This window comes from Achromobacter pulmonis, from assembly GCF_002885955.2.
In the GTDB taxonomy this organism is placed as follows: domain Bacteria; phylum Pseudomonadota; class Gammaproteobacteria; order Burkholderiales; family Burkholderiaceae_B; genus Achromobacter; species Achromobacter pulmonis_A.
In genome coordinates this window covers 41,815-66,877 of sequence record NZ_POQS01000003.1, presented here as the reverse complement: position 1 = coordinate 66,877, position 25,063 = coordinate 41,815, and the positions used below count along the sequence as shown (strand labels likewise).

Genomic DNA, 25,063 nt, shown 5'->3' with positions numbered 1-25,063 from the left:
CGTCTGCGTGTCCATGCGGTTCGTCATGCCGGCATGTTGGTTCGTCCTTGCGCCGGTGGTGGCTCGACGGATTCTTGGGATGATTTCTCAAGCGACGGCGCGTTCGCACGGTCAGGACGCGCGGCGTTTCCCGCATCGCCCATCCAGCGGAATCCCGATCCCGAGGACATCACCATGAACGGAAAAGCACTCATCGCCGCCGCATGCATGCTTGCGCTGGGCGGCGCCACGGCCGCATGGTCGCAGACGGTGGCCATCGACCGAGCGTCCAGCCCGCCGGCAGACGCCGTCGCCATCCCGGACGGCAGCAGGGAGCGCGCCGTCCGGGAGCTGCCGAAGATCGTTCAGGACATCATGACGCGCAGCCGCGTGCCGGGCATGGCGGTGGCCGTGGTGATCGACGGCGAGACGGTGTTCGCGCAAGGCTACGGCACGCGCGAGTCGGGCAGGAACGCGCCCGTGGACGCGCAGACGGTGTTCCAGATCGCCTCGATCTCGAAGTCCTTGTCGGCGACGGTGGCGGCGATCGAAGTCTCCAGGGGCACGGTCGCGTGGGACGATCCGGTCCTGCGGCATCTGCCGGACTTCCGCCTGAGCGACGCCTATGTGTCCGAGCACGCCACGATAGGCGATTTCTATGCGCACCGCTCCGGGCTGCCCGGCACGGCAGGCGACGACCTGGAAGACCTGGGATTCAAACGCAGCGAGGTCCTGGCCCGGCTGCGCCTGTTGCCGCTGGACGCCTTCCGTGCGTCCTATCACTACGCCAACTTCAGCACCACGATAGGCGCGCAGGCGGTGGCCAGGGCGGCGGGCCGCCCATGGGAAGCGCTGGCCGAGGACACGCTGTTCAAGCCCTTGGGCATGCATGCCACCAGCTACCGCTATGGCGATTTCCAAGCACGCGCCAATCGCGCCGTGCTGCACGCCTACCAGAAAGGCGTCTTCGTTCCAGCGGGCCAGCGCGACGCCGACCAGCAGGCGCCCGCCGGCGGCGTATCGTCCACGGTCGTCGATCTGGCGCAGTGGCTGAAACTGCTGCTGGCCGATGGCGTTTATCAGGGCAAGCCGATGATCGCTGCGGGCGCGCTGCTTCCCGCGCTGTCCACCCAGGCAGTGAGCGCGCCCGCCCACGACCTGGATGCGCGATCGGGCTTTTATGGCTATGGCTTCAACGTCAATACCGAGCCGGGCGGGCGTCCTTCCATGGGGCATTCGGGCGCATTCCTGATGGGCACGGGAACCTCGTTCAGAATCGTGCCCTCGGCCGGGATCGGCATCGTGGTGTTGACCAATGGCGCGCCGGTGGGCGCGGCCGAGTCCGTCGCCGCCACATTCATCGATACAGCCTTGTACGGCCGGTCCACGCGCGACTGGTACGCGGCCTATCATGGCGCCATGCTCGGCTTTTTCGAGCCGCAGGCCGACCTGTCGAGGCAGGCCAGGCCCGTGCCGCCTGCGCCGCCCCAGCCGCTGCGCCAGTACACGGGCCGCTACGACAACGCCTACTACGGCCCCGCCGAGATCCAGGAGGCCGATGGCGCCCTGACCCTGACGCTGGGACCAAAGGACATGCGTTTCCCGCTGCGGCACTGGAACGGCGACACTTTCGCCTTCGCCCCCGCCGGCGAGGCCGAGCTGGTCGACTCGCTGGCGTCCATCGAGTTCAAGCTCGTTGCCGGCCAGGCCCCAGGCTTTCAGATCAAGTTCTACGACGACAACGGCTTCGGGCGCTGGACCCGCAAGTAGCCGGCCACGCCGTCCTGTCACCGCCATGCAACGCCCTGGTGCGCTAATACCGGCGCCACCTCCGCCAACCCGGCGCCGCGCGCCGGCGCCGCCTTACCTTGGGCATTGCTCGACATGGACCGTAGAAAATTCCTTAAATGGGGCAGCTTCCTGACCGTCTCCGCCGCCACCGCCGGCCTGGCCGGCTGCAACAGCGATGACGATGACGGCGACGACAGCAACGTAGACAACGGCAACGGCGGCGGCGGCGAGCCGCCGGCGCGGCGCTTCCAGTACCCGCAAGGCGTCGCCTCGGGCGATCCGCGGCCCGACAGCATCGTCCTGTGGACCCGCGTGATCGGCGATGACGGCGCGGCCGTCGCCGTGCGCGTGCAGCTGGCCCGCGACGAGACCTTCACCCAGCTGCTGGTCGATGCCGCCGTCAGCGCCGAGCCCGACTGGGACCACACCGTGCGCCACAAGGTCACGGGCCTGGACGCCGGCAGCAACTACTACTACCGCTTCGTGGCGGGCGCCAGCACCAGCCCCGTCGGCCGCACGCGCACCGCGCCGGCGGAAAACGCCGCGGTGGCGCAACTGAAGTTCGCCTTCATTTCGTGTCAGGACTGGAGCGTGAACCATTGGGCCGCCTTCGACGAGCTGGCCGCGCAGGACCTGGACTTCGTGGTGCACCTGGGCGACTACGTCTACGAAACCGTGAAGGCGGGCTTCCAGGCCGGCGGCGTGGAAAACGCGCATGCGCCGCTGTCGCTGCCCGACGGCACGGCGCGGGCCGATGGCGCGTTCTACGCGACGACGCTGGCCGACTATCGCAGCCTGTACCGCAGCTACCGTTCGGACCCGCGCCTGCAGGCCCTGCACGCGCGCTTTCCGGTCATCGCCATCTGGGACGATCACGAATTCTCGGATGACTGCTGGCAGGACCGCCAGACCTACGAAACCGTGGACGACGAAACGCCCGGCACGGCGCGCCGCCGCGGCGCCAGCCAGGCCTGGTTCGAGTTCATGCCGGCCGACGTGTCGCTGGACCCGGCCAATCCGTCGTTCCAGAACATCCAGATCTATCGCGCATTCCGCTTCGGCAGCCTGGCCACGCTGCTGATGACGGACGAACGCCTGTACCGCGCCGACCACGTGATCCCCGAGCAGCAGGCAGGCAGCGAGATCGGCAGCCGCTACTTCGTGCCCAAGCGCCTGCTGTCGCAGGTCGAGGCGATGAAGCTGGCGAGCGCCGGCGGCCAGCTGACGCCGGTGTCCATCCTGGGCGACACGCAGCGCAACTGGTGGAAGGCGCAGCTGGCCGCCAGCACCACGTCCTGGAATCTGTGGGGCAACGAAGTCTCGCTGCTGCGCATGCAGTTCAACGGCGCGCAGGCCGTGGCCGGCCTGCTGGCGCAGGGCCTGGCGGCGGCGCAACCGGCGCTGGCGCCGCTGGCGCCGTTCATGGCGGCCGCGCTGGCGCAGGATTTGAAGGATGCCGACCACGCCAGCGGCAGCCCCGTCACCGCGTATCCCGCCTTGTCCGCGCTGCTGGACGCGCAGGCGGGCATTCCGCTTGCGGCCTTCGCCGCGCAGATCAAGCCCCTGCTGGACGCGCAGCTGCCGCCTTCGCTGCTGCTGGACGAATACCTGCTGAACGCGGACCAGTGGGATGGCTACAACGCCGAGCGCAAGGACATGATGGCCTTCGTGCGCGACAAGGGCGTGCGCAACCTGGTGGCGCTGACGGGCGACATCCACGCCTTCTTCGCCGGCCCCGTCATGGACGACTACGACGCCGCGACGCCCAGGCCCGTGATGGTGGACCTGGTGACGGCCGGCATCTCCAGCAATTCCTTCTTCAGCTATTTCAAGAACGTGGTCGACACCGATCCCGCCTTCGCGCCGGCCAGGCCGCTGATCTACGGCGAGGCGGCGGGCGAAATCAGAAACACGTTCAACGACACCTTGAAGCAGTTCAACGCCGACTGGCTGCGCTACATCGACACCGACGCGCAAGGGTTCGCGGTGGTGACGCTGACCGAGACGGAACTGCGCTGCGTGTTCCACAAGCTCAAGCCGCTGGACGGCACGCAGGCGCCGGCCTTGCCCGCCGTCGCGTCGCAGACGGTGCTGACGGTGGCGTCGGGGACGACGGCTGTGACGGTGGCGGCGTAGGTTGGGGTTTATTCGAATCAGCTCAATTCCGCTCATTGCATGAGCCGATTGCCGCTAAATTGAGTCGATTCGATCCCCCTGGCTCACATCATGACCATCCGCGAAAATATTCTTCGAACCTCCAAGGAATACCGACGCGCATTCGTCGACGACTACGTACCGAACCGGAGTTCCCTGTTGCCGACATCGCTGGCCCAGGCCTTGGCCGACGAAGGGGGCATGCAAGGCCAGTTTCCGGCCGGCACTTACGCGCGCCGTGTCCTGGAGCCATTGTTGCTGGACCTGTCCTGGTCATCCTCGCGCCTGGAAGGCAACCGCTACTCCTTGTTGGCCACGCAGGAACTCTTCAGGCTCGGCGCGGCGGGAGCGGACCTGGACGCGGTAATGCTGCTCAACCACAAGGCCGCCATCGAGTTCATGATCGATGCTGTGCCCGCGCATGGCTTGACGTCGGCCGTGATCAGCAACCTGCATGCGATTCTGATGCAGGACCTGCTGGCCGACGCCCAGGGCCTGGGCCGTATCCGGCAGGCCGTGGTCAATATCGGCGGAAGCACCTACATGCCGGTGCAGGCGCCGTCACTGCTACAGGAGATGTTCGACCACATCCTGGAGAAGGCGCGGCTTACCAAGAACCCGGTGGAAGCCGCTTTCTTCCTGTGGGTGAACCTGGCCTATCTGCAGCCTTTCGAAGATGGCAACAAACGCACCAGCCGTTTGTCGTCGAACATCCCGCTGATGCTTTACAACAACGCGCCGCTGTCCTTTCTTGACGTGGAGCCCCACGACTACGCCCACGCCATGATGGGCGTTTACGAACACTGCGACGTAACGCTGGCGGTGGAACTGTTCACCTGGGCCTATCGCCGCTCGATCCGCAAGTACGCAATACTGCTCGATGCGGCGGGCGTGCCCGATCCCGTGCGGCTGCGATTCCGGGAAAAGTTGAACGACGTGATCGGCCAGGTGGTGCGCGAACGGTGGACGGCGGATGCCGCGGTGGCCGCGCTGGCGCTGCCTGAAGAGGAGGTCCGGCTATTGCGCCCGATGCTGGCCCGAGAGCTGCGCATACTGGATCTGCACAACTGCGCGCGTTATCGGCTGCCGATGGCGCAGGTGCAGCGATGGATCGACGCGGGACGGCCGCAATAACGCCCATCGCGCAAAGCACAAGGGCCGCGATGATCGCGGCCCTTGCTGTTTACTGCCTGCAGGTTTGAATCACGCCTTGCGCACCTGCGCAATCAAGCCATCCAGCTGCTTGAGCATGGTGTCGATTTCTTCGGCCGTGACGTTCAGCGCGGGCATGAAGCGCAGCAGGTTGCCGCGCGGGGCGTTCAGCAGCAGGCCGTTGGGCGCCAGGTTGCGGGCGGCTTCGACGATGGCGGGGCCGTCGTCGCGGTCCATGACCAGGGCGCGCAAGAGGCCCAGGCCGCGCTCGCCCTTCATGCCGTACTTGGCCGACAGGGCCAGCAGGCCTTCGGACAGCTGCTTGGCGCGGGCATTGACGGATTCCATGAAGCCCGGGGCGGCCAGCGCGTCGAACACGGCCACGCCGACGGCGGCCATGAGGGGGTTGCCGTTGTAGGTGCCGCCCTGGTCGCCGTGGGCGAAGACGCAGACTTCCTGGCGCGCCAGCAGCGCGGCCAGCGGCACGCCGCCGCCGATGCCCTTGGCCAGCGTCATGATGTCGGGCACCACGTCGGATTGCTGGTAGGCGAACATCGTGCCGGTGCGGCCCATGCCGGTCTGGACTTCGTCGACGATGAAGAGCAGCTTGTGCTCGTCGGCGAGCTTGCGCAGGCCCTGCATGAATTCCTTGGTGGCCGGGATGACGCCGGCTTCGCCCTGGACCGGTTCGAGCATGATGGCGACGGTCTGGTCGTCGATCAGCTTGCGCACGGATTCCAGGTCGTTGATTTCGGCCTTGGGGAAGCCTTCGACCTGCGGGGCGAACATCTTGTCCCAGCCCGGCTTGCCCGACGCGGACATGGTCGCCAGCGTGCGGCCGTGGAAGCCGTGATTCATGGTGATGATCTTGTACGCGCCGTTCTTGTTGACCTGGCCCCACTTGCGCGCGAGCTTGATGGCGCCTTCATTGGCCTCGCCGCCGCTGTTGGCGAAGAACACGCGGTCGAACACCGAGGCGCCGGTCAGGCGCTGGGCCAGGGCGATGGACGGCTCGTTGTAGAAGGCCGGCGAGGGGTTCATCAGCAGCTTGGACTGGTCCAGCAGGGCCTTCTGCATTTCCGGGGCGCAGTGGCCCAGGGTGTTGACGGCCCAGCCCTGGACGAAGTCCAGGTATCGCTTGCCCGCGTGATCCTCCAGCCAGGACCCCTGGCCTCGCACGAACACGAGGTCCGGGCGGGCGGTGATCTCCATGAGGGTGTTGACGTTGAACTGGCTGAATTCCATGGCGGTTCCTGCGGAATGAGAGAACAGGGGTGGGGAAACAAGGGAAATGTAGCACCGGCGGGGGAATGCTATCGTGACGAACCCCTGCCGATCCGCCCCAGGGCCGCCTCAAGAGGGCCGCCAGCGCGGGCGCTCTATTTTATGCAACAGGCGCAGACCCCGCGCGCAGCCCTTTGTCGCTTTTTACTGACCAATCATGAAACGTACTCTTTCCAGTCTCGCGGCCTGTCTGATGCTGGCGGCGGCCGCCGCCCCGGCGCAGGCGCAGTATCCCGAACGCCCCATCCGCCTGATCGTGCCGTTCCCGCCGGGCCAGGCCACCGACATCTTCGCGCGCGCGCTGGCCGAAAAGCTGGGCGCGGCGGTCAAGCAGCCCATCGTGGTCGAGAACCGCGCCGGCGCCGGCAGCAATATCGGCATGGAGCAGGCGGCGCGCGCCGCGGCCGACGGCTACACGCTGGTGATCGCGGGCAGCGCCGCGGCCGTGAACCAGACGCTGTACAAGACCATCAACTACAGCCTGACCAAGGATTTCGCGCCGGTGTCGGGCGTGTTTTCGGTGCCGCTGATGTTCCTGGCCACGCCGGCCTCGGGCATCACCTCGCTCAAGCAGCTGGTCGAGCAGGCGCGCGCCAATCCGGGCGAGCTGGCCTACGCCAGCGCCGGCATCGGCGGCACGCAGCATCTGTCGGCCGAGATGTTCAAGGCGGCCGCCGATGTGGACATCCGCCACATTCCGTACAAGGGCAGCGGCCCGGCGCAGGCGGATTTCCTGGGCCATCAGGTGCCGCTGATGGTGGATTCCGTGACCGCCGGCCTGCCGCACGTGCAGAGCAAGAAAGCGGTGGCGCTGGCGGTGACCACCGCCAAGCGGCTGCCGCAGCTGCCCGACGTGCCGACGGTGGCGGAATCGGGTTATCCGGGCTTCGAAGCCATCGGCTGGGCCGCGGTGCTGGCGCCGCGCGACACGCCGCCGGCGGTGACGGGCTATCTGAGCCAGCAGATCGGCCAGGTGCTGAAGGCGCCGGAGATGCAGAAATTCTTCCGCGACCGCGGCGCCGAACCCATGCCGATGACGCCGCAGGACACCGGCGCGTTCATCGCCGGCGAAGTGCAGAAGTGGGGCAAGGCCGTCAAGCAGTCGGGCGCCCAGGTGGACTGAGCGCCCGCTGTCGGCCCGGCGGTCTGCGCCGGGCCGTCCTGCCTCAAAGCGGCTGGGTCACCACGGGCTTGGCCGGATCGCCGGGCTGTCCGGGGTCGCCGGGACGGCCGGGTACGGTGTCATCCTGTCCGGGCCGCGGCGTGGGGCGCTGACCCGGCGCCTGCTTGTCCGGCGCGTCGCCGGGCCGCTGGCCGGGAGGCTGGGTGGGATCGGACGGGTCATTGGGTTGCTGATGTGCTTGCATGGCTTTTCTCCTGAAAGGTTCAAGGCTGGCTGCACCGGGGGCAGCGCCGCAACGCGGGCCGCCCGTGCAAGTCCACGATAGGCGCGGCCATCCAGCCTGCACAGATCACGGTGAACGAATTCATCTAGTGTTTTTTTCCCTAGCGCGCCGCAACGCGCCTGGAGGCCGCTCGGCAGGTGCAAAAACACTAGTCAACCTGGTGCGCTCACGTCTTACGCATGCGCCGCGCGATTCCTATAGTGGGTCCGTCCGCAGCCGGAGCCGGCCTCGCGCGGCTCCCGGGCCTGCGGTTCATGCAACCTGAAAAGGAGAGACGACATGGACAACGACCGCATCAAGGGCGCCGCCAAGGAAGTCAAGGGCGCCATCAAGGAAACCGCCGGCAAGGTGACCGGCAACCGCCAGACCGAAGCCGAGGGCAAGGCGGAGAAGACCGTCGGCAAGGTGCAGCGCAACGTGGGCGAGGCCAAGGATCAGGCACGCGACTTGCTGGACAAGAAATAGTCGCGGCCGTGTGCCGAAAGGAGAAAAACATGACGCATCGAATCTGGCTTGCGCTGGTGCTGGCAGCCGCCGCCGTCACGGCGGGCTGCAACACGATGGAAGGCGCCGGCAAGGATATTGAACGCGGCGGGGAAAAGATCCAGCAGAAGGCCCAATAGGGCCACGGACATCCCCGCATCAGGGCCGGCGCGTCGATGGCGCGCCGGCTTTTTGGCGTGCCGCGCCCGGTCAGCGCGAGAATCCGCGCGCCGCGATTTCCCAGATGTCCTGCACCACGCCGTCCTTCACCACCACCAGGCCGTCGTGCAGGTTGAAAGTGGGATCGACGTGCGAAGGCACCAGGCGCAGCACCGCGCCCAGCGCCGGCGCCTGAGCGCCCGGCGCCACGCGCACCACGCCGTGTTCGTCGTTGATGGCGGCGTAGCTCAGCCCCGGTTCGCCATACAGCGCTGGCGGGCCGCATTCGGCGGTGGTGGACTTCAGGCCGGCGTCCAGGATGACGCGGTCGGGAGCCGGCGCGCTCATGACGGTGGACAGCACGAACAGACTGTTCTGGAAGGTGAGCGGACCGTTCCATTCGTTGGCGCCGTAGTCGCCGTCCATGAAGGCGTAGGAGCCGGCCTGCAGCTCGGTGTAGACGCCGCTGGCCGCGTCGAATTCCGCGCTGCCGGTGCCGCCGCCCGTGATGGTGTCGCAGGCGATGCCGCTTTCGCGCAGCAGCTGCGCGTACGAGGCGGCGATGCCCGCGGCCTGGCGGCAGACCGCGGCGCGCTCTTCGCGCGTGCGCAGATGCTGCACCGAGCCGTGGTAGGCCTGCAGCCCGACGAAATTCAGGCCCGGCAGGGCGCGCGCCTGCTGCGCCAGCGCCAGCACCGCGGCATCGTCGGACGCGCCGCAGCGGCCCTGGCCCACGTCCACCTCCACCAGCACGTCGATTTCGGCGCCGGCCTGCGTCATGGCGGCCGACAGCTGCGCCAGGTTTTCCGCGTTGTCCACGCACACGCTCATCTTGGCGGCGCGCGCCAGCTGGCCCAGCAGCGCCAGCTTGGCCGGCCCGACCACCTCGTTGCTGATATGGATGTCGCGGATGCCGGCGGCCACGAAAGGCAGGGCTTCGCTGACTTTCTGGCAACAGATGCCGCGCGCGCCCAGGGCCAGCTGGCGCAGCGCGATCTCGGGGCATTTGTGCGCCTTGGCGTGCGGCCGCAGGGCCACCTGGTGGCGGTCGGCCCAGGCCTGCATGGCGCGCAGGTTGGCTTCGAAGGGCGCCAGGTCCAGCACCAGGCTGGGCGTATCGATACGGGCCAGGGGATCGCCCGGCTGGGCGGCGGGGGGCAGCGCTATGCCGCGTATGACTTCCAGGGACATCGGTGAACGCTCCGTTATCTGCACCCGCGTCGCAGGCAACCTCACACCATAACCAAATATGGGCCGGTCATAACCAAAATGCCATGCGACCCCCTGGTAAACGATAGCTCCGTAAGCATTGGCTACAAGGTGTCGGCATGACAGAATTTCATCATAAAGAACGCCCCCAGGGGAGGGCGCGTTTTTTGCCGCCGGGCGCAAGATCCGGCGGCACGAAACGACGATATTCAATCATCGCGAAATCACGGAGAAGCCCGCATGAAACTGAAGCACTGGATCACCACCCTGACCCTGGCCGTCGCCGCGGTCGGCGCCGTCGGCAGCGCGCAAGCGCAGCAATTCTTCCGCATCGGCACCGGCGGCACGGCCGGCACCTACTACCCGATCGGCGGCATCATCGCCAACGCGGTGTCCCAGCCCGGCAAGCTGATCGCCACGGCGGTCGCGTCCAACGGGTCGGTGGCCAACATCAACGGCATCCTGGGCGGTTCGTTCGAGGCCGGCTTCACGCAATCCGACGTGGCCTACTGGGCCTATAGCGGCACCGGCACGTTCGAAGGCAAGCCCAAGGCGCAGGATCTGCGCCTGATCGCCACGCTGTACCCGGAAAGCATCCACCTGGTCGCGCGCAAGGGCGCCGGCATCAAGAGCGTGGCCGACCTGAAGGGCAAGCGCGTCTCCATGGACGAGCCGGGCTCGGGCACGCTGGTCGACGTGCGCCTGATCCTGGGCGCCTACGGCATGACCGACAAGGACATCAAGGCCGAATACCTCAAGCCGAACCAGGCGGGCGACAAGCTCAAGGACGGCGGCCTGGACGCCTTCTTCTTCGTGGGCGGCGCCCCGGCCGGCGCCATCGCGGAACTGGCTTCCAGCGGCGCCGGCATCGAGATCGTGCCGCTGGTCGGCCCGGAAATCGACGCGCTGCGCGCCAAGCAGCAGTTCTTCACGCCCGACACCATCGCCGCCAACACCTACCAGAACGTGGGCGAGGTCAAGACCATCTCGGTCAACGCGCAGATGGTCTCCTCGGCCAAGCTGTCCGAGCAGGTGGTCTATGACGTCACCAAGGCGCTGTACAGCGACGCCACCCGCAAGACGCTGGACAACGGCCACGCCAAGGGCAAGCTGATCACGCGCGAAAACGCGGTCAAGGGCGCGGGCATTCCGTTCCACCCGGGCGCCGAGAAGTTTTACAAGGAAATCGGGCTGTTGAAGTGACCCCCCCCGGAGCGCCTGCGGCGCTTCCCCCCCAGGGGGGCGCCGCTGTGGACCGGCGGAGCCGGATCCACGCGGCCCCGATTGTGGGGCAGTAGTTTTATGCGGAGCGGGTGCTGCTTGGCGGCGCACGGTCGGGAAAGTATGTATTACCTGCGCGGGGCCGCCACGAGCGGCCCTGTTTGCTGAATCACCCTGAGAATCACGGCGATGGAAATAGACCACGAAAAAACCCAGCAGCTGGCGGAGAAGTACGACTCGGAAATCCGCTTCCGGCCGCTGGACAAGGCGGCCACATGGATCGTGTCCGGCCTGCTGGTTGCACTCTCGATCTTTCATTACTACACGGCCGGCTTCGGCCTGCTGCGCGAGGCCACGCACCGCGGCGTGCACCTGGCGTTCGTGCTGAGCCTCATCTTCCTGGTGTTCGGCTTTTCGAAGGCGCACTACACGCGCGAGCCGAAGTCCACCTGGTATGCGCCCGGCGGCATTCCGCTGTATGACTGGATCATCGCGATCGCGCTGGCCCTGTCGGTGCTGTACATCCCCTACATTTTCGAGGACCTGGCGTTCCGCGTCGGCAATCCGCTGCCGATCGACGTGTTCATGGGGTCCATCCTGCTGATCGGCCTGCTGGAGGCCACGCGCCGCGCCATGGGCTGGCCGCTGCCCATCATCGCGCTGGTGTTCATGGCCTACGCCATGTTCGGCCCGTATTTCCCCGGGCTGCTGCAGCACGCCGGCAATACCTGGTCCCAGGTCGTCAACCACATGTACCTGACCAGCCAGGGCGTGTACGGCGTGGCCGTGGGCGTGGTGGCCACCTATGTGTTCCACTTCGTGCTGTTCGGGGTGCTGGCCACCCGCATCGGCCTGGGCCAGCTGTTCCTGGACGTGGCCTCCACCGTCGCCGGCCGCTACGCCGGCGGGCCGGCCAAGGTGTCGGTGTTCGGCTCGGCCATGTTCGGCATGCTGTCGGGCTCCTCGGTGGCCAACGCGGTGACGGTGGGCTCGCTCACCATTCCCGCCATGATCCGCATCGGCTACCCGCGGCACTTCGCCGCGGGCGTCGAAGCCGCCAGCAGCACCGGCGGCCAGATCACGCCGCCCATCATGGGCGCGGCCGCGTTCCTGATGATCGAGTTCCTGGGCATTCCGTACCAGCAGATCGCGATCGCGGGGATTTTCCCGGCGTTCCTGTATTTCTTCGGCATGTTCATGCAGGTGCACTTCGAGGCCAAGCGCGAAGGGCTGCGCGGGCTGACCAACGAAGAAATGCCCAAGCTCAAGCAGTCGTTCAAGATGCGCTGGCCGACCCTGATTCCGCTGGCGCTGCTGATCGGCGTGCTGGCCAGCGGCCGCACGCCCTACCTGGCGGCATTCGCCGGGATCACGGGCTGCATCGTGGTGGGCCTGCTCAATCCGTTCCAGCGGCTGCGCCTGCGCGATCTGTACGAAGCCTTCGAAACCGGCGCCAAGTACGCGCTGGCGGTGGGCGCGGCGGCGGGCACGGTGGGCATCGTGATCGGCGTGGTCACGCTGACCGGCGTGGGCTTCAAGATCTCGTACATCGTGATCTCGGCGGCGCAGGCCATCGCCGGCGGCGCGGCCACGGTGATTCCGGAGGCCATCGCCAACACCCAGACGCTGACCCTGATCGCGGCGCTGGTCATGACCGGCATCGTCTGCATCCTGATGGGCTGCGGCATTCCGACCACGGCCAACTACCTGATCATGGTGGCGGTGGCCGCCCCCACGCTGGTGCAGCTGGGCGTGCAGCCGATCGCGGCGCACTTCTTCGTGTTCTATTTCGGCATCCTGGCCGACATCACGCCGCCGGTGGCGCTGGCCGCCTACGCGGCCGCGGGCATGGCGGGCAGCGACCCGTTCAAGACCGGCAACACGGCGTTCCGGCTGGGCATCACCAAGCTCATCGTGCCCTTCGTGTTCGTGTTCTCGCCGTCGCTGCTGATTTCGGTGCAGGGCTTCACCTGGTACGACTTCGCCGTGACGCTGGTCGGCTGCATGATCGGCCTGGTGCTGCTGTCGGCCGCGTTCTCGCGCTACATGCTGGTCGGCATGAAGAGCTGGGAGCGCTGGCTGTGCGTCGTGGGCGCCCTGCTGACGATCCTGCCGGGCCTGACCAGCGGCCTGATCGGGCTGGCGGTGTGCATTCCGGTGTTCATGCGCCAGCTGGCGCAGCTCAAGCTGGAGAACGCCCCCAGGACCACCTGAGGCGAAAAAAGGGACGGAATAAAGGGGCGGCCTTTTCGGGGTCCGCCCCTTTTCGTCGAATCATGCAGTTTGGCAGTATTTGGCCGAAAAACGCCGCTTTTTGGACCCGGGGTGACGGCATACAACACTCGCCATCGGGTTGGTTGCCCGGCCCTACAAATCGGCGTACAGTAAAATTCATGTTTGCTGGTCTGCCGATATGCGGGCCGACTGTGCAAACAGGCACAAGACTGCGCCATATGTTCGATATCCTGGTTTATCTGTACGAGAATTACTACACGCCGCAAGCCTGTCCTGCGGCTGACGTGCTGGCCAAGCGGCTTGCCGCCGCGGGGTTCGAGCACGAAGACATCGACGATGCGCTCGGATGGCTCTACGGCCTCGCCGAGACCACCGAACGGTGCGTCGATCTCGCCCAGGCGCCCACCACCGGCACCCGCATCTACACCGATAACGAGTATCAGCAGCTCGGCACCGAGTCCATCGGCTTCATCGCCTTCCTGGAATCGGCCGGCGTGCTGCCCGCGCCCCTGCGCGAAATCGTGATCGACCGCGGGCTGGCCGCGCCCGAATCCCCCGTGCCGCTGTCGAAGATCAAGATCATCGCCCTCATGGTCCTCTGGAGCCAGGAGGCCGAGATCGACAATCTGGTCCTGGAAGAGCTCCTCGACGACGACGGCGCGCGCCGCCTGCATTGAACGCGGCGCGCCGCCGCGGCACCTCCTTGTCTCCATCGTCCCGCGCGCACCGACGCGCGGGCTTCGTCCTGTGAACTACGTAGGCCGTTTCGCCCCCAGCCCCAGCGGCCCGCTGCACGCGGGCTCGCTCGTGGCCGCCCTGGCCAGCTGGCTGGACGCGCGCGCCCATGAAGGGCGCTGGCTGCTGCGCATCGAGGACGTGGACACGCCGCGCACCGTGCCCGGCGCTGCCGAGCGCATCATGGCGCAGCTGCAGGCGCTGGGCCTGGCCTGGGACGGCGACATCATGTGGCAGTCGCAGCGCGGCGCGGCCTACCAGGCGGCTTTCGACGCGCTGGCCGCGCGCGGCCTGATCTACGGCTGCGGCTGCACCCGCCGCGAAATCGCCGACTCGGCCCTGCGCGGCCAGACCCAGCCGGGCGCCGACGGCGAACGGCCTTACCCCGGCACCTGCCGCAACGGCCTGCCGCCGGGCCGCCAGGCGCGCGCATGGCGCCTGCGGGTGCCGCCGGGCGTGGAACATTTCGAGGACCGCTGGCTGGGACCGCAGGAGCAGGACGTGGCCCGCGCCGTGGGCGACATGGCGCTGCGCCGCGCCGACGGCCTGTGGGCCTATCAGCTGGCCGTGGTGGTCGACGATGCGGCGCAGGGCGTCACGGACGTGGTGCGCGGCGCCGACCTGCTGGGTTCCACGGCGCGCCAGCGCGTGCTGGGCCGCCTGCTGGGCCTGCCGGCGCTGCGCTATCTGCATGTGCCGCTGATCCTGGACCCCGCCAGCGGACTGAAGCTGTCCAAGCAGAATGGCGCCCCGCCCATCGATACCGACGCGCCGCTGGCGGCGCTGCGGGCCGCCTGGTCGGCGCTGGGCTTCGCCGATTTCCCGGCGCAGGACCGCGACGCATTCCTGCGCGAGGCCGCCGCGCGCTGGGCGCGGCGCTTTCCCTGAATATCCTAGAGCGGCTGCAGGTCCTCGCCCAGCATCCGCACCAATAGCGCCTCGCCGTTGTCGGCCACGCGCAGTTCGCCGTAGCGGGCGACCTCGTAGCGCTTGGCCTGGCCTTCGGGGAAGAAATAGGCGTTGGTCACGATGCGCACGCCGTTGTTGCGCACCCGGTAGCGCAGCGGCACCTCGGCGTCGGTATGCGGATGCACCTCGGGCTGGATGCGCAGCGGCTGCGACACGCCGCGCTCGTCGCGCGCCAGCATCACGTAGCCGTCGGGCTCGTAGCCCAGCAGCGAATCGGGTTCGGGCCGGTTCTCGCCGCCCAGGCGCAGCCGCGTGACCTCGCGGCTGGCGGCGAAATTCAGCGCCATGTAGTCGCCCTGCATCAGCGAACGCGGGTCCACCGGCGCCAGTTCCAGGATGACCACCTTGCCGGAAGCCAGCAGTTTTTCGCGCTGCCAGATGCCGCCGTTGGCCACCGCCAGCACCAGCGCCAGGCCGCCCAGGATGCCCAGCGTGCGCCAGCGCAGCGCGCCCGACACCGGCGGCAGCGGCCCGCGCGCGGACGGCGCCTGAGTGCGCATCAGGCGCGGCACCAGCCACACCAGGGCCCGCAGCATGAACAGCAGCACCGCCGCGCCGCCCAGCCACAGCGCCTTCTGCAGCAGCGGCACGTCGAGCTGGTAGTAATAGACGCCCAGATAGGCCAGCAGGCTGAGCACGCCGAAGATGGCCAGGCGCGGCTGGTTCAGGCCGAAGCCCAGCAGCAGCCAGGCCAGCGCGAAGCCCACGCCCGGGCTGGGCAGCCAGAACAGCGCCAGCACCAGCAGCGCCAGCGGCACGCCCCAGGTCACGCCCGCGGTCAGCACGCGGCGCCGCGGCCACAGCACCGCCAGGGCCGCCGCCGCCGGCAGCAGCGCGCCGGCCGTCACCAGCACCGCCGTGCGCGGATTGAGCTGCCACATCGCCGGCAGTTGCAGGGCCGATATGCCGCTGGCCAGCCACACCATGCCCTGGACCGACAGCAGGAAGGCCCAGGCCAGCGGCTGCAGCGCGTGGGCGCGCCGCCCGCCCAGGCGCCGGCCTAGGCTGAACAGCACCGCCGTGGCCCAGGCGCCGGTCACCGCGATGGGCAGCCACACGAAGGTGGCCTGCGCCACGTCGAAATCCAGCCAGGCCTCCAGCAGGTCTTCGCGCATCAGCTCCGGCACCAGGCCGCGCCAGATCAGCCCGGCCGAGGCCAGCGCGATCAGCAGGCCGCTCAGGAACCGCAGGATGGCGTCCGGCCCCAGCGCGTAGACGGCCGTGGCCATCAGCAGCACGAACAGGCAGGCGTTGGTGAACGAGGTGGAGCTGGACAGGCCGTAGATGATCAGGATCTGGCCGGTGAAGGCCATGGCCGTGCCGCATTGGCGCCAGAAGGGGCCGGCGTCGCTGCGCAGCACCGCCACGCCGGCGGCGCACAGCACCAGGCCGGTCACCAGCGCGCCTTCCTCGGTGGTGACCACGCCGGAGAAGGCCACGAACACCAGCAGCAGCAGCGTGCCCAGCCAGGCGCTCAGGCCCAGCAGGCATTGCACGTACCAGGGCGGATCGGCCTGGGCCGCGGCCGGCGCCAGCTGCGCCACCGGCGCGCCCGCGTCGGCCGGATCGACCGCATTGCCGGCCGAGGCGGCCGACGGCTCGGCGTCGGCCGCGGCGACCGGCGCGGCGGGTTCGGCGCCCAGCCGGCGCAGCCAGCGGGCAGCCCAGACGGCTTCGGCCATCAGCAGCGCGGCCAGCGGCAATGCGGCCCAGACGCCGGGTTCCAGGCGCAGCAGCCATTCGCCCACCACGCGCAGCGACACGCAGATCACGCCCGCGGCCAGCATGGCCAGTATGACCAGGTCGCGCCGGCCGCGCTGATAATAAAGGCCCAGGCCCAGCGTGACGGCCAGCCAGGCCACGCCGTTGGCGGTGCCCAGCCCGCGCAGGATGTAGTCGCCGAACATCAGCGACACCACCAGCGCGCTGATGGTCAGCGCGGCCAGGATGCGCGGCCCGAACAGCGTGCTGGCGCGCCAGCGGCGCGCGGCCATCTCCCAGGCGAACAGCAGCACCAGGTTCAGGCCCGCGATGATGAGGCTGGCGGCGCCGGGGCCGCCGAACACCATCCACCACTCGAAGGCGCGCTCGCCCAGCCATAGCGCGGTGGCAATGTTCAGCACCAGCACCCATAGCAGCCAGACCGCCTGGCTGGCCGCCGCCAGCGCCCACGGCAGCAGCAGCGCCGCCCACCAGGCGAACAGTTCCCAGGTGTCGGCCCCGGTCTGGTAAGTTTGACCCAGCAGGGCGAGCAGGGCGCCCAGCAGAATGCCGGCCAGCGCCAGCAGCGCGCCGGGTATGCTGCGGCGCACGCCGGGGCTGGCGCGCAGGCGCAGCCCGGCCCAAGCGGCGGCCAGCGCGCAGGCCGCCAGCAGCGCCTGCACGCCGGCGAAGCGCTGTATTTTGGTCATGTCCTGCCAGTTGGCGGCGACCCAGCAAACTGCGGCGCTGCCCAGCAGTAAAACGCCCAGCCAGAGGGTGCTGCGCGCCAGAAATTGGCGCCATGCGTGTAGTTCGGATCCCGCTTGTCTTTCAGTGCCGACTTGCATCTGGCGAATCTCCGATCTTATTATCCGCGCTACTAAGGCGGGACTGCCGCCACTGGATACACATGAATAAAACGCTGATTATTGCCGAGAAGCCCTCGGTAGCCCTCGATATATCACGCGCCTTGGGAGGCTTTGCGCGCGAGGGCGACTATTTTGAAAGCGAACGTTACGTCCTCGCTTCGAGCATAGGCCATTTGCTCAGCTTGGTCGCGCCCAACGATCCGGTCAAGGGGAAGTGGAGCTTCACGCACCTGCCCGTGATCCCGCCTGAATTCGAACTGGGGCCCACCGACAAGAAATCAGCGGAACGCCTGAAACTGCTGGTCCGCCTGGCCAAGCGCAAGGACGTGGACGCCATCATCAACGCCTGTGACGCCGGGCGCGAGGGCGAGCTGATCTTCCGCTACATCATTCAGTACGCGGGCGTGAAAAAGCCGATCCAGCGCCTCTGGCTGCAGTCGATGACCCAGGCCGCCATCCGCGAAGCCTTCGCCAACCTGCGCGACGACGTGCAGCTCAAGCCGCTGGAAGCGGCCGCCCGCTCGCGCGCCGAGGCCGACTGGCTGGTCGGCATCAACGGCACGCGCGCCATGACCGCCTTCAACAGCAAGGACGGCGGCTTCTTCAAGACGCCGGTCGGGCGGGTCCAGACGCCCACGCTGGCCATCGTGGCCGAGCGCGAGGAACGCATCCGCCGCTTCGTGCCGCGCGACTACTGGGAAGTGCGCGCGCAGTTCGTGGCGGCCGCCGGCCTGTACGAAGGCCGCTGGATCGACCCCGACTTCAAGAAAGACGAGCGCGACCCGGAAAAGCGCGAATCGCGCCTGTGGTCGCAGGCCGCCGCGCAAAGCGTGGTGGCCGCCTGCCGCGACCAGCCCGGCAGCGTCACCGAGGAATCCAAGCCGTCGACCCAGATGTCGCCGGCCCTGTACGACCTGACGTCGCTGCAGCGCGAGGCCAACGGCCGCTTCGGCTTTTCGGCCAAGACCACGCTGGCGCTGGCCCAGACCCTGTACGAACGCCACAAGGCCCTGACCTACCCGCGTACCGATTCGCGCTACCTGCCCGAGGACTACATCGGCACGGTGCAGGAAACCATGCGCGCGCTGGCCAAGGGCGGCTCCAACGCGGTCGGCAGCCTGTCGCGCCACGCCGAGACGGTGGTCGGCCAGCAATGGGTCAAGCCGAACCGCCGCATCTTCGACAACAAGAAGGTGTCGGACCACTTCGCCATCATTCCCACGCTGCAGATCCCGCACGACCTCAGCGAGGCCGAGGGCAAGCTGTACGACTTGGTGCTCAAGCGCTTCCTGGCGGTGTTCTTCCCCGCCGCGGAATACCGCGTCACCACGCGCATGACCGAAGTGCAGGGGCACCGCTTCCGCACCGACGGCAAGGTGCTGGTCAACCCGGGCTGGCTGACCGTCTACGGCAAGGAAGCGCAGGGCGAGGACGCCAACCTGGTGCCGGTGGCCGACGGCGAAACCGTGCGCACCGAGGACGTGGAAGCCGTGGGCCTGTCGACCAAGCCGCCGGCGCGCTTCAACGAAGCCACGCTGCTGTCGGCCATGGAAGGCGCCGGCAAGCTGGTCGATGACGAAGAACTGCGCGAAGCCATGTCCGAGCGCGGCCTGGGCACGCCGGCCACGCGCGCGGCCATCATCGAAGGCCTGCTCAACGAAGCCTATCTGCGCCGCGAGGGCCGCGACCTGGTGCCCACCGCCAAGGCGCGCCAGCTGATGACGCTGCTCTCGGGCCTGGACGTCTCCGAACTCACCTCGCCCGAACTGACCGGCGAATGGGAGCACAAGCTCAAGCAGATCGAGCAGGGCGGCCTGGACCGCGCCGCCTTCATGCGCGAGATCGCCCAGATGACGCAGGTCATCGTCAAGCGCGCCAAGGAATACGAGCGCGACACGGTGCCCGGCGACTACGCCACGCTGCAGACGCCCTGCCCCAAGTGCGGCGGCGTCGTGAAGGAAAACTACCGCCGCTACGCCTGCACCAACTGCGACTTCTCCATCGGCAAGCATCCCGGCGGGCGCACCTTCGAACTGCCGGAAGTCGAAGAGCTGCTGGCCAAGCGCGAGATCGGGCCGCTGCAGGGCTTCATCAGCAAGATGGGCCGGCCGTTCGCCGCCATCCTGCGCATCAGCGACGAGTACAAGCTGGAATTCGACTTCGGCCAGAACGACGAGGACGACAACGAAGCGGTGGACTTCTCCGGCCACACGCCGGTGGGCGCCTGCCCCAAGTGCCATGCGCGCGTGTTCGAGCACGGCATGAGCTACGTCTGCGAGAAATCCGTGGGCCCCGCCAAGACCTGCGATTTCCGCTCCGGCAAGGTCATCCTGCAGCAGGAAATCTCGCGCGCGCAGATGGAGAAGCTGCTGACCGACGGCCGCACCGACCTGCTCGACGGCTTCGTCTCCAGCCGCACCAACCGCAAGTTCAAGGCGTTCCTGGTGCGCCAGCCGGACGGCAAGATCGGCTTCGAGTTCGAGCCGCGTCCCGAGAAGCCCGGCCGCGCCCCGGCCAAGACGGCCAGCAAGACGGCCGCCAAGACCGCGGCCAAGAAAGCCCCCGCCAAGAAGGCCGCGGTGAAGAAGACGGCGGCCAAGAAGGCCGCGAAAAAGACGGCCGCCTGATGGACGTCCCGCGCCGGCGCGCAGGCGCGCCGGCGTATCGTATGACCTGGCCTAGACGCCGGCGGCCATTGCGGCCGCCGGCGTTTTGCCTATCAGCGGAGCAGGACCGATGACCACACTACCGTATCTGCGCAACTTCGATCTCACGGGCCAGGTGGCCCTGGTGACCGGCTCGGCCCGCGGGCTGGGCTTCTGTATCGCGCGGGCGCTGGCCGGCTGCGGCGCGCGCGTGCTGATCAACGGCCGCAACGCGCAGGCCGCCGCAGCCGCCGCGGGCGAACTGGCCGCCGCCGGCCTGGACGCGCATGCGCTGCCGTTCGACGTGAGCGACGATGACGCCATGGCGCAGGCCTTCGAACGCATCGACCGCGAACATGGCCGGCTGGACATCCTGGTGAACAACGTCGGGGCGCGCAACCGCAAGACGCTGGCCGACACCAGCGTGGCCGAGATCCGCGCGCTGATCGACACCGACCTGGTGGCCGGCATCCTGCTGGCCAAGCTCGCCGCCGAACGCATGGCGCGCCAGGGCAGCGGACGCCTGATCGCCATCACCTCCGTGGTGGGCGAGCTGGCCCGCTCGGGCGATGCCGTCTATCCGGCGGCCAAGCAGGGCCTGACCGGCATGGTGCGCGCGCTGGCGGCCGAATTCGGCGGGCGCGGCATCACCAGCAACGCGATCGCGCCAGGCACCTTCGCCACCGAGACCAATGCGGAAATGATCGCCGACCCCGACGTCGGCCCGCGCGTCGCCGCGCGCAATCCGACGGGCCGCTGGGGCGAACCGGAAGAGATCGCCGGCGCGGCCGTGTTCCTGGCCTCGCCGGCGGCGTCATACGTCAACGGCCACGTGCTGGTGGTGGACGGGGGCTTGTCGATCCAGTTCTGACGGGACGGCCGGGCCGGTTACGACTCGTCCTGGTACCACACGCCTTCGGCCAGCATCATCCGCTGATGGCCGTGGCCGGCCGGCATCATCGGGAAGCAGTTCTCCTGCGCCGCGACCGCCACGTCCAGGAAGTACGGGCCGTCGTGCGCCAGGCATTCGGCCAGCGCCGCGTCCAGCTGCGCCGGATCGTCGACGCGGGCCGCGCCCCAGCCGAAGGCGCGCGCCAGGGCCACGAAATCGGGCAGCGACGCGTTGTAGCTGTGGCTGTAGCGCCCGCCGTGGATCAGTTCCTGCCACTGGCGCACCATGCCCATGTAGCCGTTGTTGCACAGCACGACCTTGACCGGCGTCCGGTGCTGCATGGCGGTGGACAGCTCCTGGATGTTCATCAGCACCGAAGCGTCGCCGCTGACGCAGACCACCGTCTTGTCGGGATGGCCGACCTGCGCGCCGATCGCGGCGGGCACGCCGTAGCCCATGGTGCCGGCCCCGCCCGAGGTCAGCCAGCGGTTGGGCGCGTCGAAGCGCAGGTATTGCGCCGCCCACATCTGGTGCTGGCCCACGTCGGTGGAGACGATGGCGTCGCGGCCGGCCAGCGCCGCGTTCAGGCGCGACATCAGGTGCTGCGGCAGGATGGCGTCGGCGGCCGGCGTATAGCCCAGGCAGTCCTGGGCGCGCCAGCCCGCGATGCGGTCCCACCAGGGCGCCAGCCGCGCGGCAGGCAGCGGCGCATCGCCCAGCTCGGCGCGCAGCGCGCTCACCAGCGGCAGGCAGTCGCCCACCAGCGCGACGTCCACGCGCACCACCTTGTTGATCGAGGCGGGATCGATGTCGATATGGATCTTGCGGGCGTAGGGACAGAATTCCGACAGCTTGCCGGTGATGCGGTCATCGAAGCGCGCGCCGATACAGACCACCAGGTCGGCGTGGTGCATGGCCAGGTTGGCCTCGACCGTACCGTGCATGCCCAGCATGCCCACGAATTGCGGGCTGGACGCGGGGAAGGCGCCCAGGCCCATCAGCGTCAGCGTGCAGGGCGCGCCGGTATGGCGCACCAGGTCGGCGAAGGCGGCGCAGGCTTCGGGGCCGGCGTTCACCAGTCCGCCGCCGCCGTAGAAGATGGGCCGTCTGGCCTGCGCGATGAGCGCGGCGGCGCGGCGCACGGCCGATTGCGGCAGTTTGGGCGCGAGCTTGCCGGCCTGGCGCCGCGCGCGCAGCGCGGCCAGCTTCTGCTGCGTGGGCGCGGCCGGGATGCCGTCGTCGGCGTCGCGCGGCACGGCCAGCTGCACGTCCTTGGGGAAGTCCACCAGCACCGGGCCGGGACGGCCCTGGCGCGTCAGCTCGAAGGCGCGCCCCACCACGCCGGCGACGTCGTCCACCGCGCGGATCTGGGTGTTCCACTTGGTCACCGAGCGCGAGATGCCGATGGCGTCGCACTCCTGGAAGGCGTCGGTGCCGATGGCGGCCGTGGCCACCTGGCCGCTGATGCACAGCACCGGGATCGAGTCGCACATGGCGTCCAGCAGCCCCGAGGTGGTGTTGGCCATGCCCGGGCCCGAAGTGACGAAGACCACGCCGGTGCGGCCGGTGCTGCGGGCGTAGCCCTCGGCGGCGTGCACGGCCGCCTGCTCGTGGCGCACCAGCACGTGCTTGAGGCGCGGCTCGGCGTAGAGCGCGTCGTACAGGGGCAGCACGGCGCCCCCGGGATAGCCGAACACCGTATCCACGCCGTGGGCGATCAGGGTATCGAGCAGAATTTTCGCCCCGTTGTCAGCGGGGCGATCAGAGGCGGCAAGCGCGGCGGCGGCGGTGGGGTGCAGGCGATCGTTCATGGTATCTATCTTATTCGTAGATCCGAAGAATATTTATCTTCTTTTCCACCAATAACCGGTAGACGCAGTAAATTTATCTTTGATTTGGAGGAATCAAAGAAAATGAACCTGGACAAGTTTGACCTCGCCATTCTCAAGGTGCTGCAGGAGAATGCGCGCGCCAGCCTGAACGACATCGGCGCGGCCGTGGGACTGTCGTCCACGCCCTGCTGGAACCGCATCAAGCGCATGGAAAGCGCCGGCGTGATCCGCGGCTACACCGTCGACATCGACCCGGCCAGCCTGGGCTTCATGGACACGGTGATCGTCCACGTCACGCTGGAGAGCCACAGCGAGGAGACCCTGTACGAGTTCGGCCGGGCGCTGGCGCAGATCCCCGAGGTGCTGGAGGCCTTTCTGGTCTCGGGCGACTACGACTACTACATCCGCATCGCCGTGCGCGACACGCGCGACTACGAGCGCCTGCTGCGCGAACAGCTCTACCGGATTCCGGGCATCCGGCACAGCAAATCGTGTTTCGTGCTGCGCCGGCTCAAGGAGACCCAGCTGCCGCTGACCGGGCTGGCGAACTGAACCGGGGCCTAGTGCAGCACGAAGTCCACCGGCCGCGGCGCCTCGGGCAGGGGCCGCACGCCCAGGCCTTCGAGCAGGTCGATCTCTATCGTGCGCGCCAGCGCCGACAGCGGCAGGTCGTTCTCGTCCTTGCCGAAGGGGTCTTCCAGTTCGTCGCCCAGCGCGTCCAGGCCGAAGAAGGTGTAGGCGACGATGGAGACCGCCACCGGCGTCAGGAATTCCAGCGCACCCACCAGCCCGAACGGCAGCAGCAGGCAGAACAGCCAGGCGGTCCGGTGCAGCAGCAGGGAATAGGCGTAGGGCGAGGGTGTGAACTTGATGCGCTCGCAGGACGCCTGGATTGCGGCGCAGGCGGCCACGCGCCCGGTCAGCCCCTGGTACACGATGTCGCTCAGCTCGCCGCGCCGCAGGCAGCCGGCCAGGTCGCGGTTGATGGCCAGCAGCAGCGCGTCCGGCACGTTGCGGCACGCCGCCAGGGCCTCGGCCTCGTCCTGCGGCACCCAGGGGCGAGCGGCGGCGGCCATGTCCTCCTCGCGCAGGCGCGCGGCCAGCGCATAGCCGAAGCCGACGACCCGCCGCACGATGCGCTCCTGCACCGGATTGGCGGTGCTGGCCGCCAGCAGCACCGCGCTTTCGCGCGCCAGGCTGCGCGCCTGCACGATCAGCTCGCCCCACTGCTTGCGGGCTTCCCACCAGCGGTCGTAGCAGACGTTGTTGCGAAAGCCCATGAAGACGGACAGGGCCAGGCCGAACAGCGAAAACGGCACCGCCGACAGATGCGCCGGCGAAAACCAGCGCTGGTGGTACATCCACACCACCAGGCACGAAAGCAGCGTGATGACCAGGATGCGGCTGAAGATGCGCGGAACGATGGAGCCGCGCAGGACGAAGAACAGGGCCAGCGCGGAAGGACGCGGACGAACGATCATGATGGTGCGTGTTCGGTCGGAAAGGGAGCGGCGCCCACTATACGCCCGTCCTCGCGGCGCATGGGCGTCTATATAATCCTGTTTCGTCTCACCGCCACTTCCGCCGCTCCATGACCACCGAAGACACCCCGATCAAGCCCTGGCATGTCGTGCGCCGCTCCAAGCTGCACGGCAACGGCGTCTTCGCCGCGCGCAAGATCCCCGCGGGCACGCGCATCATCGAGTACGGCGGCAAGCGCATCAGCGCCAAAGAGGCGGACCGCCGCCATCCGACCAATCCGGACGATCCCTTCCACACGTTTTTCTTCGCGCTCAGTTCCGGCCGCGTGATCGACGGCGGCGACGAAGGCAACGACGCCCGCTGGATCAACCATTCCTGCGAGCCCAACTGCGAAGCCCAGGAAGGCAAGCACGGCAAGCGCGTCTATATCGTGGCGCTGCGCGACATCCCGCGCGGCACCGAACTGTCCTACGACTACGGCCTGGTGCTCGACGGCCGCATCACCAAGAAGCTCAAGGAAGGCTACCGCTGCCTTTGCGGCACGCCGCCGTGCCGCGGCACGATGCTGGCCCTGCCCGAGAAAAAGAAGAAGAAAGCCGCCAAGCCGCAGGCCGACGCCGCCGCAACCTGAACACCGATCCGTCCCCCTCATGACGCCCGGCCCCGGACAGGCGTACAATCGGCCAGGTCGTTAACACGACATGCAGTACGTCTTCAGGGCGGGGTGAAATTCCCCACCGGCGGTATGCCATGCAATGTGGCGAGCCCGCGAGCGCCCGGCGTCCGACACGGACGGCGGGGTCAGCAGATCTGGTGAGATGCCAGGGCCGACGGTCACAGTCCGGATGAGAGAAGATGTGCCGGC

General features: G+C 68.2%; 20 protein-coding genes and 1 riboswitch. Of the genes, 14 read left to right on the top strand and 6 right to left on the bottom strand.

Annotated elements, in window-relative coordinates; all coding sequences use genetic code 11:
- The first annotated feature begins 174 nt into the window (after nucleotides 1-174).
- The 3 genes from C1I89_RS11555 (at nucleotide 175) to C1I89_RS11545 (ending at nucleotide 5,058) form a co-directional block, all read left to right on the top strand.
- Nucleotides 175-1,749: a serine hydrolase gene (locus C1I89_RS11555; RefSeq protein WP_102772936.1), complete on the top strand. Its 1,575-nt coding sequence runs from the start codon at nucleotides 175-177 to the stop codon at nucleotides 1,747-1,749.
- Between the two features lie 114 nt (nucleotides 1,750-1,863).
- Nucleotides 1,864-3,906, top strand: a complete 2,043-nt coding sequence (locus tag C1I89_RS11550) for an alkaline phosphatase D family protein (RefSeq protein WP_102772935.1) — start codon at nucleotides 1,864-1,866, stop codon at nucleotides 3,904-3,906.
- Between the two features lie 90 nt (nucleotides 3,907-3,996).
- A complete protein-coding gene (locus C1I89_RS11545; RefSeq protein WP_102772934.1) occupies nucleotides 3,997-5,058 on the top strand; it encodes a Fic family protein in 1,062 nt (353 codons plus the stop codon).
- A 69-nt stretch (nucleotides 5,059-5,127) separates the two neighbouring features.
- Here C1I89_RS11545 and C1I89_RS11540 read toward each other — a convergent pair whose 3' ends face one another.
- Entirely contained in the window at nucleotides 5,128-6,321 is a 1,194-nt protein-coding gene (locus tag C1I89_RS11540) for an acetylornithine transaminase (protein WP_102772933.1), read from the bottom strand.
- Nucleotides 6,322-6,517: 196 nt separating this feature from the next.
- On the opposite strand from C1I89_RS11540, the gene C1I89_RS11535 reads away from it, so the two are divergent.
- The gene (locus C1I89_RS11535; protein ID WP_102772932.1) at nucleotides 6,518-7,483 is read left to right on the top strand and encodes a Bug family tripartite tricarboxylate transporter substrate binding protein; all 966 of its coding nucleotides are present in this window, start codon (nucleotides 6,518-6,520) and stop codon (nucleotides 7,481-7,483) included.
- Nucleotides 7,484-7,526: 43 nt separating this feature from the next.
- Here the strand turns inward: C1I89_RS11535 and C1I89_RS11530 are convergent, their stop codons facing one another.
- A complete protein-coding gene (locus C1I89_RS11530) occupies nucleotides 7,527-7,727 on the bottom strand; it encodes a hypothetical protein (protein WP_102772931.1) in 201 nt (66 codons plus the stop codon).
- Nucleotides 7,728-8,045: 318 nt separating this feature from the next.
- Here C1I89_RS11530 and C1I89_RS11525 point away from each other — a divergent pair, with 318 nt between their 5' ends.
- Together C1I89_RS11525 and C1I89_RS11520 are read left to right on the top strand one after the other, a co-directional pair.
- Complete coding sequence (locus tag C1I89_RS11525) at nucleotides 8,046-8,231, top strand: CsbD family protein (RefSeq protein WP_102772930.1); 186 nt, start codon at nucleotides 8,046-8,048, stop codon at nucleotides 8,229-8,231.
- A 29-nt stretch (nucleotides 8,232-8,260) separates the two neighbouring features.
- Entirely contained in the window at nucleotides 8,261-8,389 is a 129-nt protein-coding gene (locus C1I89_RS11520; RefSeq protein ID WP_102772929.1) for an entericidin A/B family lipoprotein, read from the top strand.
- 70 nt (nucleotides 8,390-8,459) lie between these two features.
- Here C1I89_RS11520 and C1I89_RS11515 read toward each other — a convergent pair whose 3' ends face one another.
- Nucleotides 8,460-9,599, bottom strand: a complete 1,140-nt coding sequence (locus C1I89_RS11515; RefSeq protein ID WP_102772928.1) for a DSD1 family PLP-dependent enzyme — start codon at nucleotides 9,597-9,599, stop codon at nucleotides 8,460-8,462.
- A 258-nt stretch (nucleotides 9,600-9,857) separates the two neighbouring features.
- Between C1I89_RS11515 and C1I89_RS11510 the strand changes: the two genes are divergently transcribed.
- The 4 genes from C1I89_RS11510 to gluQRS all read left to right on the top strand — a co-directional run bounded on the left by C1I89_RS11510 (nucleotide 9,858) and on the right by gluQRS (nucleotide 14,696).
- Nucleotides 9,858-10,820, top strand: a complete 963-nt coding sequence (locus tag C1I89_RS11510) for a TAXI family TRAP transporter solute-binding subunit (RefSeq protein WP_102772927.1) — start codon at nucleotides 9,858-9,860, stop codon at nucleotides 10,818-10,820.
- Between the two features lie 207 nt (nucleotides 10,821-11,027).
- A complete protein-coding gene (locus tag C1I89_RS11505; protein ID WP_102772926.1) occupies nucleotides 11,028-13,052 on the top strand; it encodes a TRAP transporter permease in 2,025 nt (674 codons plus the stop codon).
- Between the two features lie 239 nt (nucleotides 13,053-13,291).
- Nucleotides 13,292-13,750 (top strand): DUF494 family protein, encoded by a 459-nt coding sequence (locus tag C1I89_RS11500; RefSeq protein ID WP_102772925.1) that lies wholly within the window; start codon nucleotides 13,292-13,294, stop codon nucleotides 13,748-13,750.
- Between the two features lie 70 nt (nucleotides 13,751-13,820).
- The gene (gene gluQRS, locus C1I89_RS11495) at nucleotides 13,821-14,696 is read left to right on the top strand and encodes a tRNA glutamyl-Q(34) synthetase GluQRS (RefSeq protein ID WP_168202199.1); all 876 of its coding nucleotides are present in this window, start codon (nucleotides 13,821-13,823) and stop codon (nucleotides 14,694-14,696) included.
- A 5-nt stretch (nucleotides 14,697-14,701) separates the two neighbouring features.
- Here gluQRS and C1I89_RS11490 read toward each other — a convergent pair whose 3' ends face one another.
- The gene (locus tag C1I89_RS11490; RefSeq protein ID WP_102772923.1) at nucleotides 14,702-17,326 is read right to left on the bottom strand and encodes a GDYXXLXY domain-containing protein; all 2,625 of its coding nucleotides are present in this window, start codon (nucleotides 17,324-17,326) and stop codon (nucleotides 14,702-14,704) included.
- Nucleotides 17,327-17,388: 62 nt separating this feature from the next.
- On the opposite strand from C1I89_RS11490, the gene C1I89_RS11485 reads away from it, so the two are divergent.
- Complete coding sequence (locus C1I89_RS11485) at nucleotides 17,389-19,974, top strand: DNA topoisomerase III (protein ID WP_102772922.1); 2,586 nt, start codon at nucleotides 17,389-17,391, stop codon at nucleotides 19,972-19,974.
- Between the two features lie 109 nt (nucleotides 19,975-20,083).
- Entirely contained in the window at nucleotides 20,084-20,863 is a 780-nt protein-coding gene (locus tag C1I89_RS11480) for an SDR family oxidoreductase (RefSeq protein ID WP_102772921.1), read from the top strand.
- A gap of 17 nt (nucleotides 20,864-20,880) precedes the next feature.
- Here C1I89_RS11480 and ilvB read toward each other — a convergent pair whose 3' ends face one another.
- Nucleotides 20,881-22,704, bottom strand: coding sequence for a biosynthetic-type acetolactate synthase large subunit (ilvB, locus tag C1I89_RS11475; RefSeq protein WP_102772920.1), 1,824 nt, complete (start codon nucleotides 22,702-22,704; stop codon nucleotides 20,881-20,883).
- A 93-nt stretch (nucleotides 22,705-22,797) separates the two neighbouring features.
- Between ilvB and C1I89_RS11470 the strand changes: the two genes are divergently transcribed.
- A complete protein-coding gene (locus C1I89_RS11470) occupies nucleotides 22,798-23,268 on the top strand; it encodes an Lrp/AsnC family transcriptional regulator (protein WP_102772919.1) in 471 nt (156 codons plus the stop codon).
- A gap of 8 nt (nucleotides 23,269-23,276) precedes the next feature.
- Here the strand turns inward: C1I89_RS11470 and C1I89_RS11465 are convergent, their stop codons facing one another.
- A complete protein-coding gene (locus C1I89_RS11465) occupies nucleotides 23,277-24,197 on the bottom strand; it encodes a bestrophin family protein (protein ID WP_102772918.1) in 921 nt (306 codons plus the stop codon).
- 110 nt (nucleotides 24,198-24,307) lie between these two features.
- Between C1I89_RS11465 and C1I89_RS11460 the strand changes: the two genes are divergently transcribed.
- A complete protein-coding gene (locus C1I89_RS11460) occupies nucleotides 24,308-24,829 on the top strand; it encodes an SET domain-containing protein (protein ID WP_102772917.1) in 522 nt (173 codons plus the stop codon).
- A 75-nt stretch (nucleotides 24,830-24,904) separates the two neighbouring features.
- A riboswitch (FMN riboswitch) is annotated at nucleotides 24,905-25,059 on the top strand.
- Nucleotides 25,060-25,063: the final 4 nt, after the last annotated feature.

What these genes read in the sequence shown, in the direction of transcription:
- C1I89_RS11555 (WP_102772936.1), top strand. Translation starts at nt 175, where the DNA reads ATGAACGGAAAAGCACTCATCGCCGCCGCATGCATGCTTGCGCTGGGC.
- C1I89_RS11550 (WP_102772935.1), top strand. Translation starts at nt 1,864, where the DNA reads ATGGACCGTAGAAAATTCCTTAAATGGGGCAGCTTCCTGACCGTCTCC.
- C1I89_RS11545 (WP_102772934.1), top strand. Translation starts at nt 3,997, where the DNA reads ATGACCATCCGCGAAAATATTCTTCGAACCTCCAAGGAATACCGACGC.
- C1I89_RS11540 (WP_102772933.1), bottom strand. Translation starts at nt 6,321, where the DNA reads ATGGAATTCAGCCAGTTCAACGTCAACACCCTCATGGAGATCACCGCC.
- C1I89_RS11535 (WP_102772932.1), top strand. Translation starts at nt 6,518, where the DNA reads ATGAAACGTACTCTTTCCAGTCTCGCGGCCTGTCTGATGCTGGCGGCG.
- C1I89_RS11530 (WP_102772931.1), bottom strand. Translation starts at nt 7,727, where the DNA reads ATGCAAGCACATCAGCAACCCAATGACCCGTCCGATCCCACCCAGCCT.
- C1I89_RS11525 (WP_102772930.1), top strand. Translation starts at nt 8,046, where the DNA reads ATGGACAACGACCGCATCAAGGGCGCCGCCAAGGAAGTCAAGGGCGCC.
- C1I89_RS11520 (WP_102772929.1), top strand. Translation starts at nt 8,261, where the DNA reads ATGACGCATCGAATCTGGCTTGCGCTGGTGCTGGCAGCCGCCGCCGTC.
- C1I89_RS11515 (WP_102772928.1), bottom strand. Translation starts at nt 9,599, where the DNA reads ATGTCCCTGGAAGTCATACGCGGCATAGCGCTGCCCCCCGCCGCCCAG.
- C1I89_RS11510 (WP_102772927.1), top strand. Translation starts at nt 9,858, where the DNA reads ATGAAACTGAAGCACTGGATCACCACCCTGACCCTGGCCGTCGCCGCG.
- C1I89_RS11505 (WP_102772926.1), top strand. Translation starts at nt 11,028, where the DNA reads ATGGAAATAGACCACGAAAAAACCCAGCAGCTGGCGGAGAAGTACGAC.
- C1I89_RS11500 (WP_102772925.1), top strand. Translation starts at nt 13,292, where the DNA reads ATGTTCGATATCCTGGTTTATCTGTACGAGAATTACTACACGCCGCAA.
- C1I89_RS11490 (WP_102772923.1), bottom strand. Translation starts at nt 17,326, where the DNA reads ATGCAAGTCGGCACTGAAAGACAAGCGGGATCCGAACTACACGCATGG.
- C1I89_RS11485 (WP_102772922.1), top strand. Translation starts at nt 17,389, where the DNA reads ATGAATAAAACGCTGATTATTGCCGAGAAGCCCTCGGTAGCCCTCGAT.
- C1I89_RS11480 (WP_102772921.1), top strand. Translation starts at nt 20,084, where the DNA reads ATGACCACACTACCGTATCTGCGCAACTTCGATCTCACGGGCCAGGTG.
- C1I89_RS11470 (WP_102772919.1), top strand. Translation starts at nt 22,798, where the DNA reads ATGAACCTGGACAAGTTTGACCTCGCCATTCTCAAGGTGCTGCAGGAG.
- C1I89_RS11465 (WP_102772918.1), bottom strand. Translation starts at nt 24,197, where the DNA reads ATGATCGTTCGTCCGCGTCCTTCCGCGCTGGCCCTGTTCTTCGTCCTG.
- C1I89_RS11460 (WP_102772917.1), top strand. Translation starts at nt 24,308, where the DNA reads ATGACCACCGAAGACACCCCGATCAAGCCCTGGCATGTCGTGCGCCGC.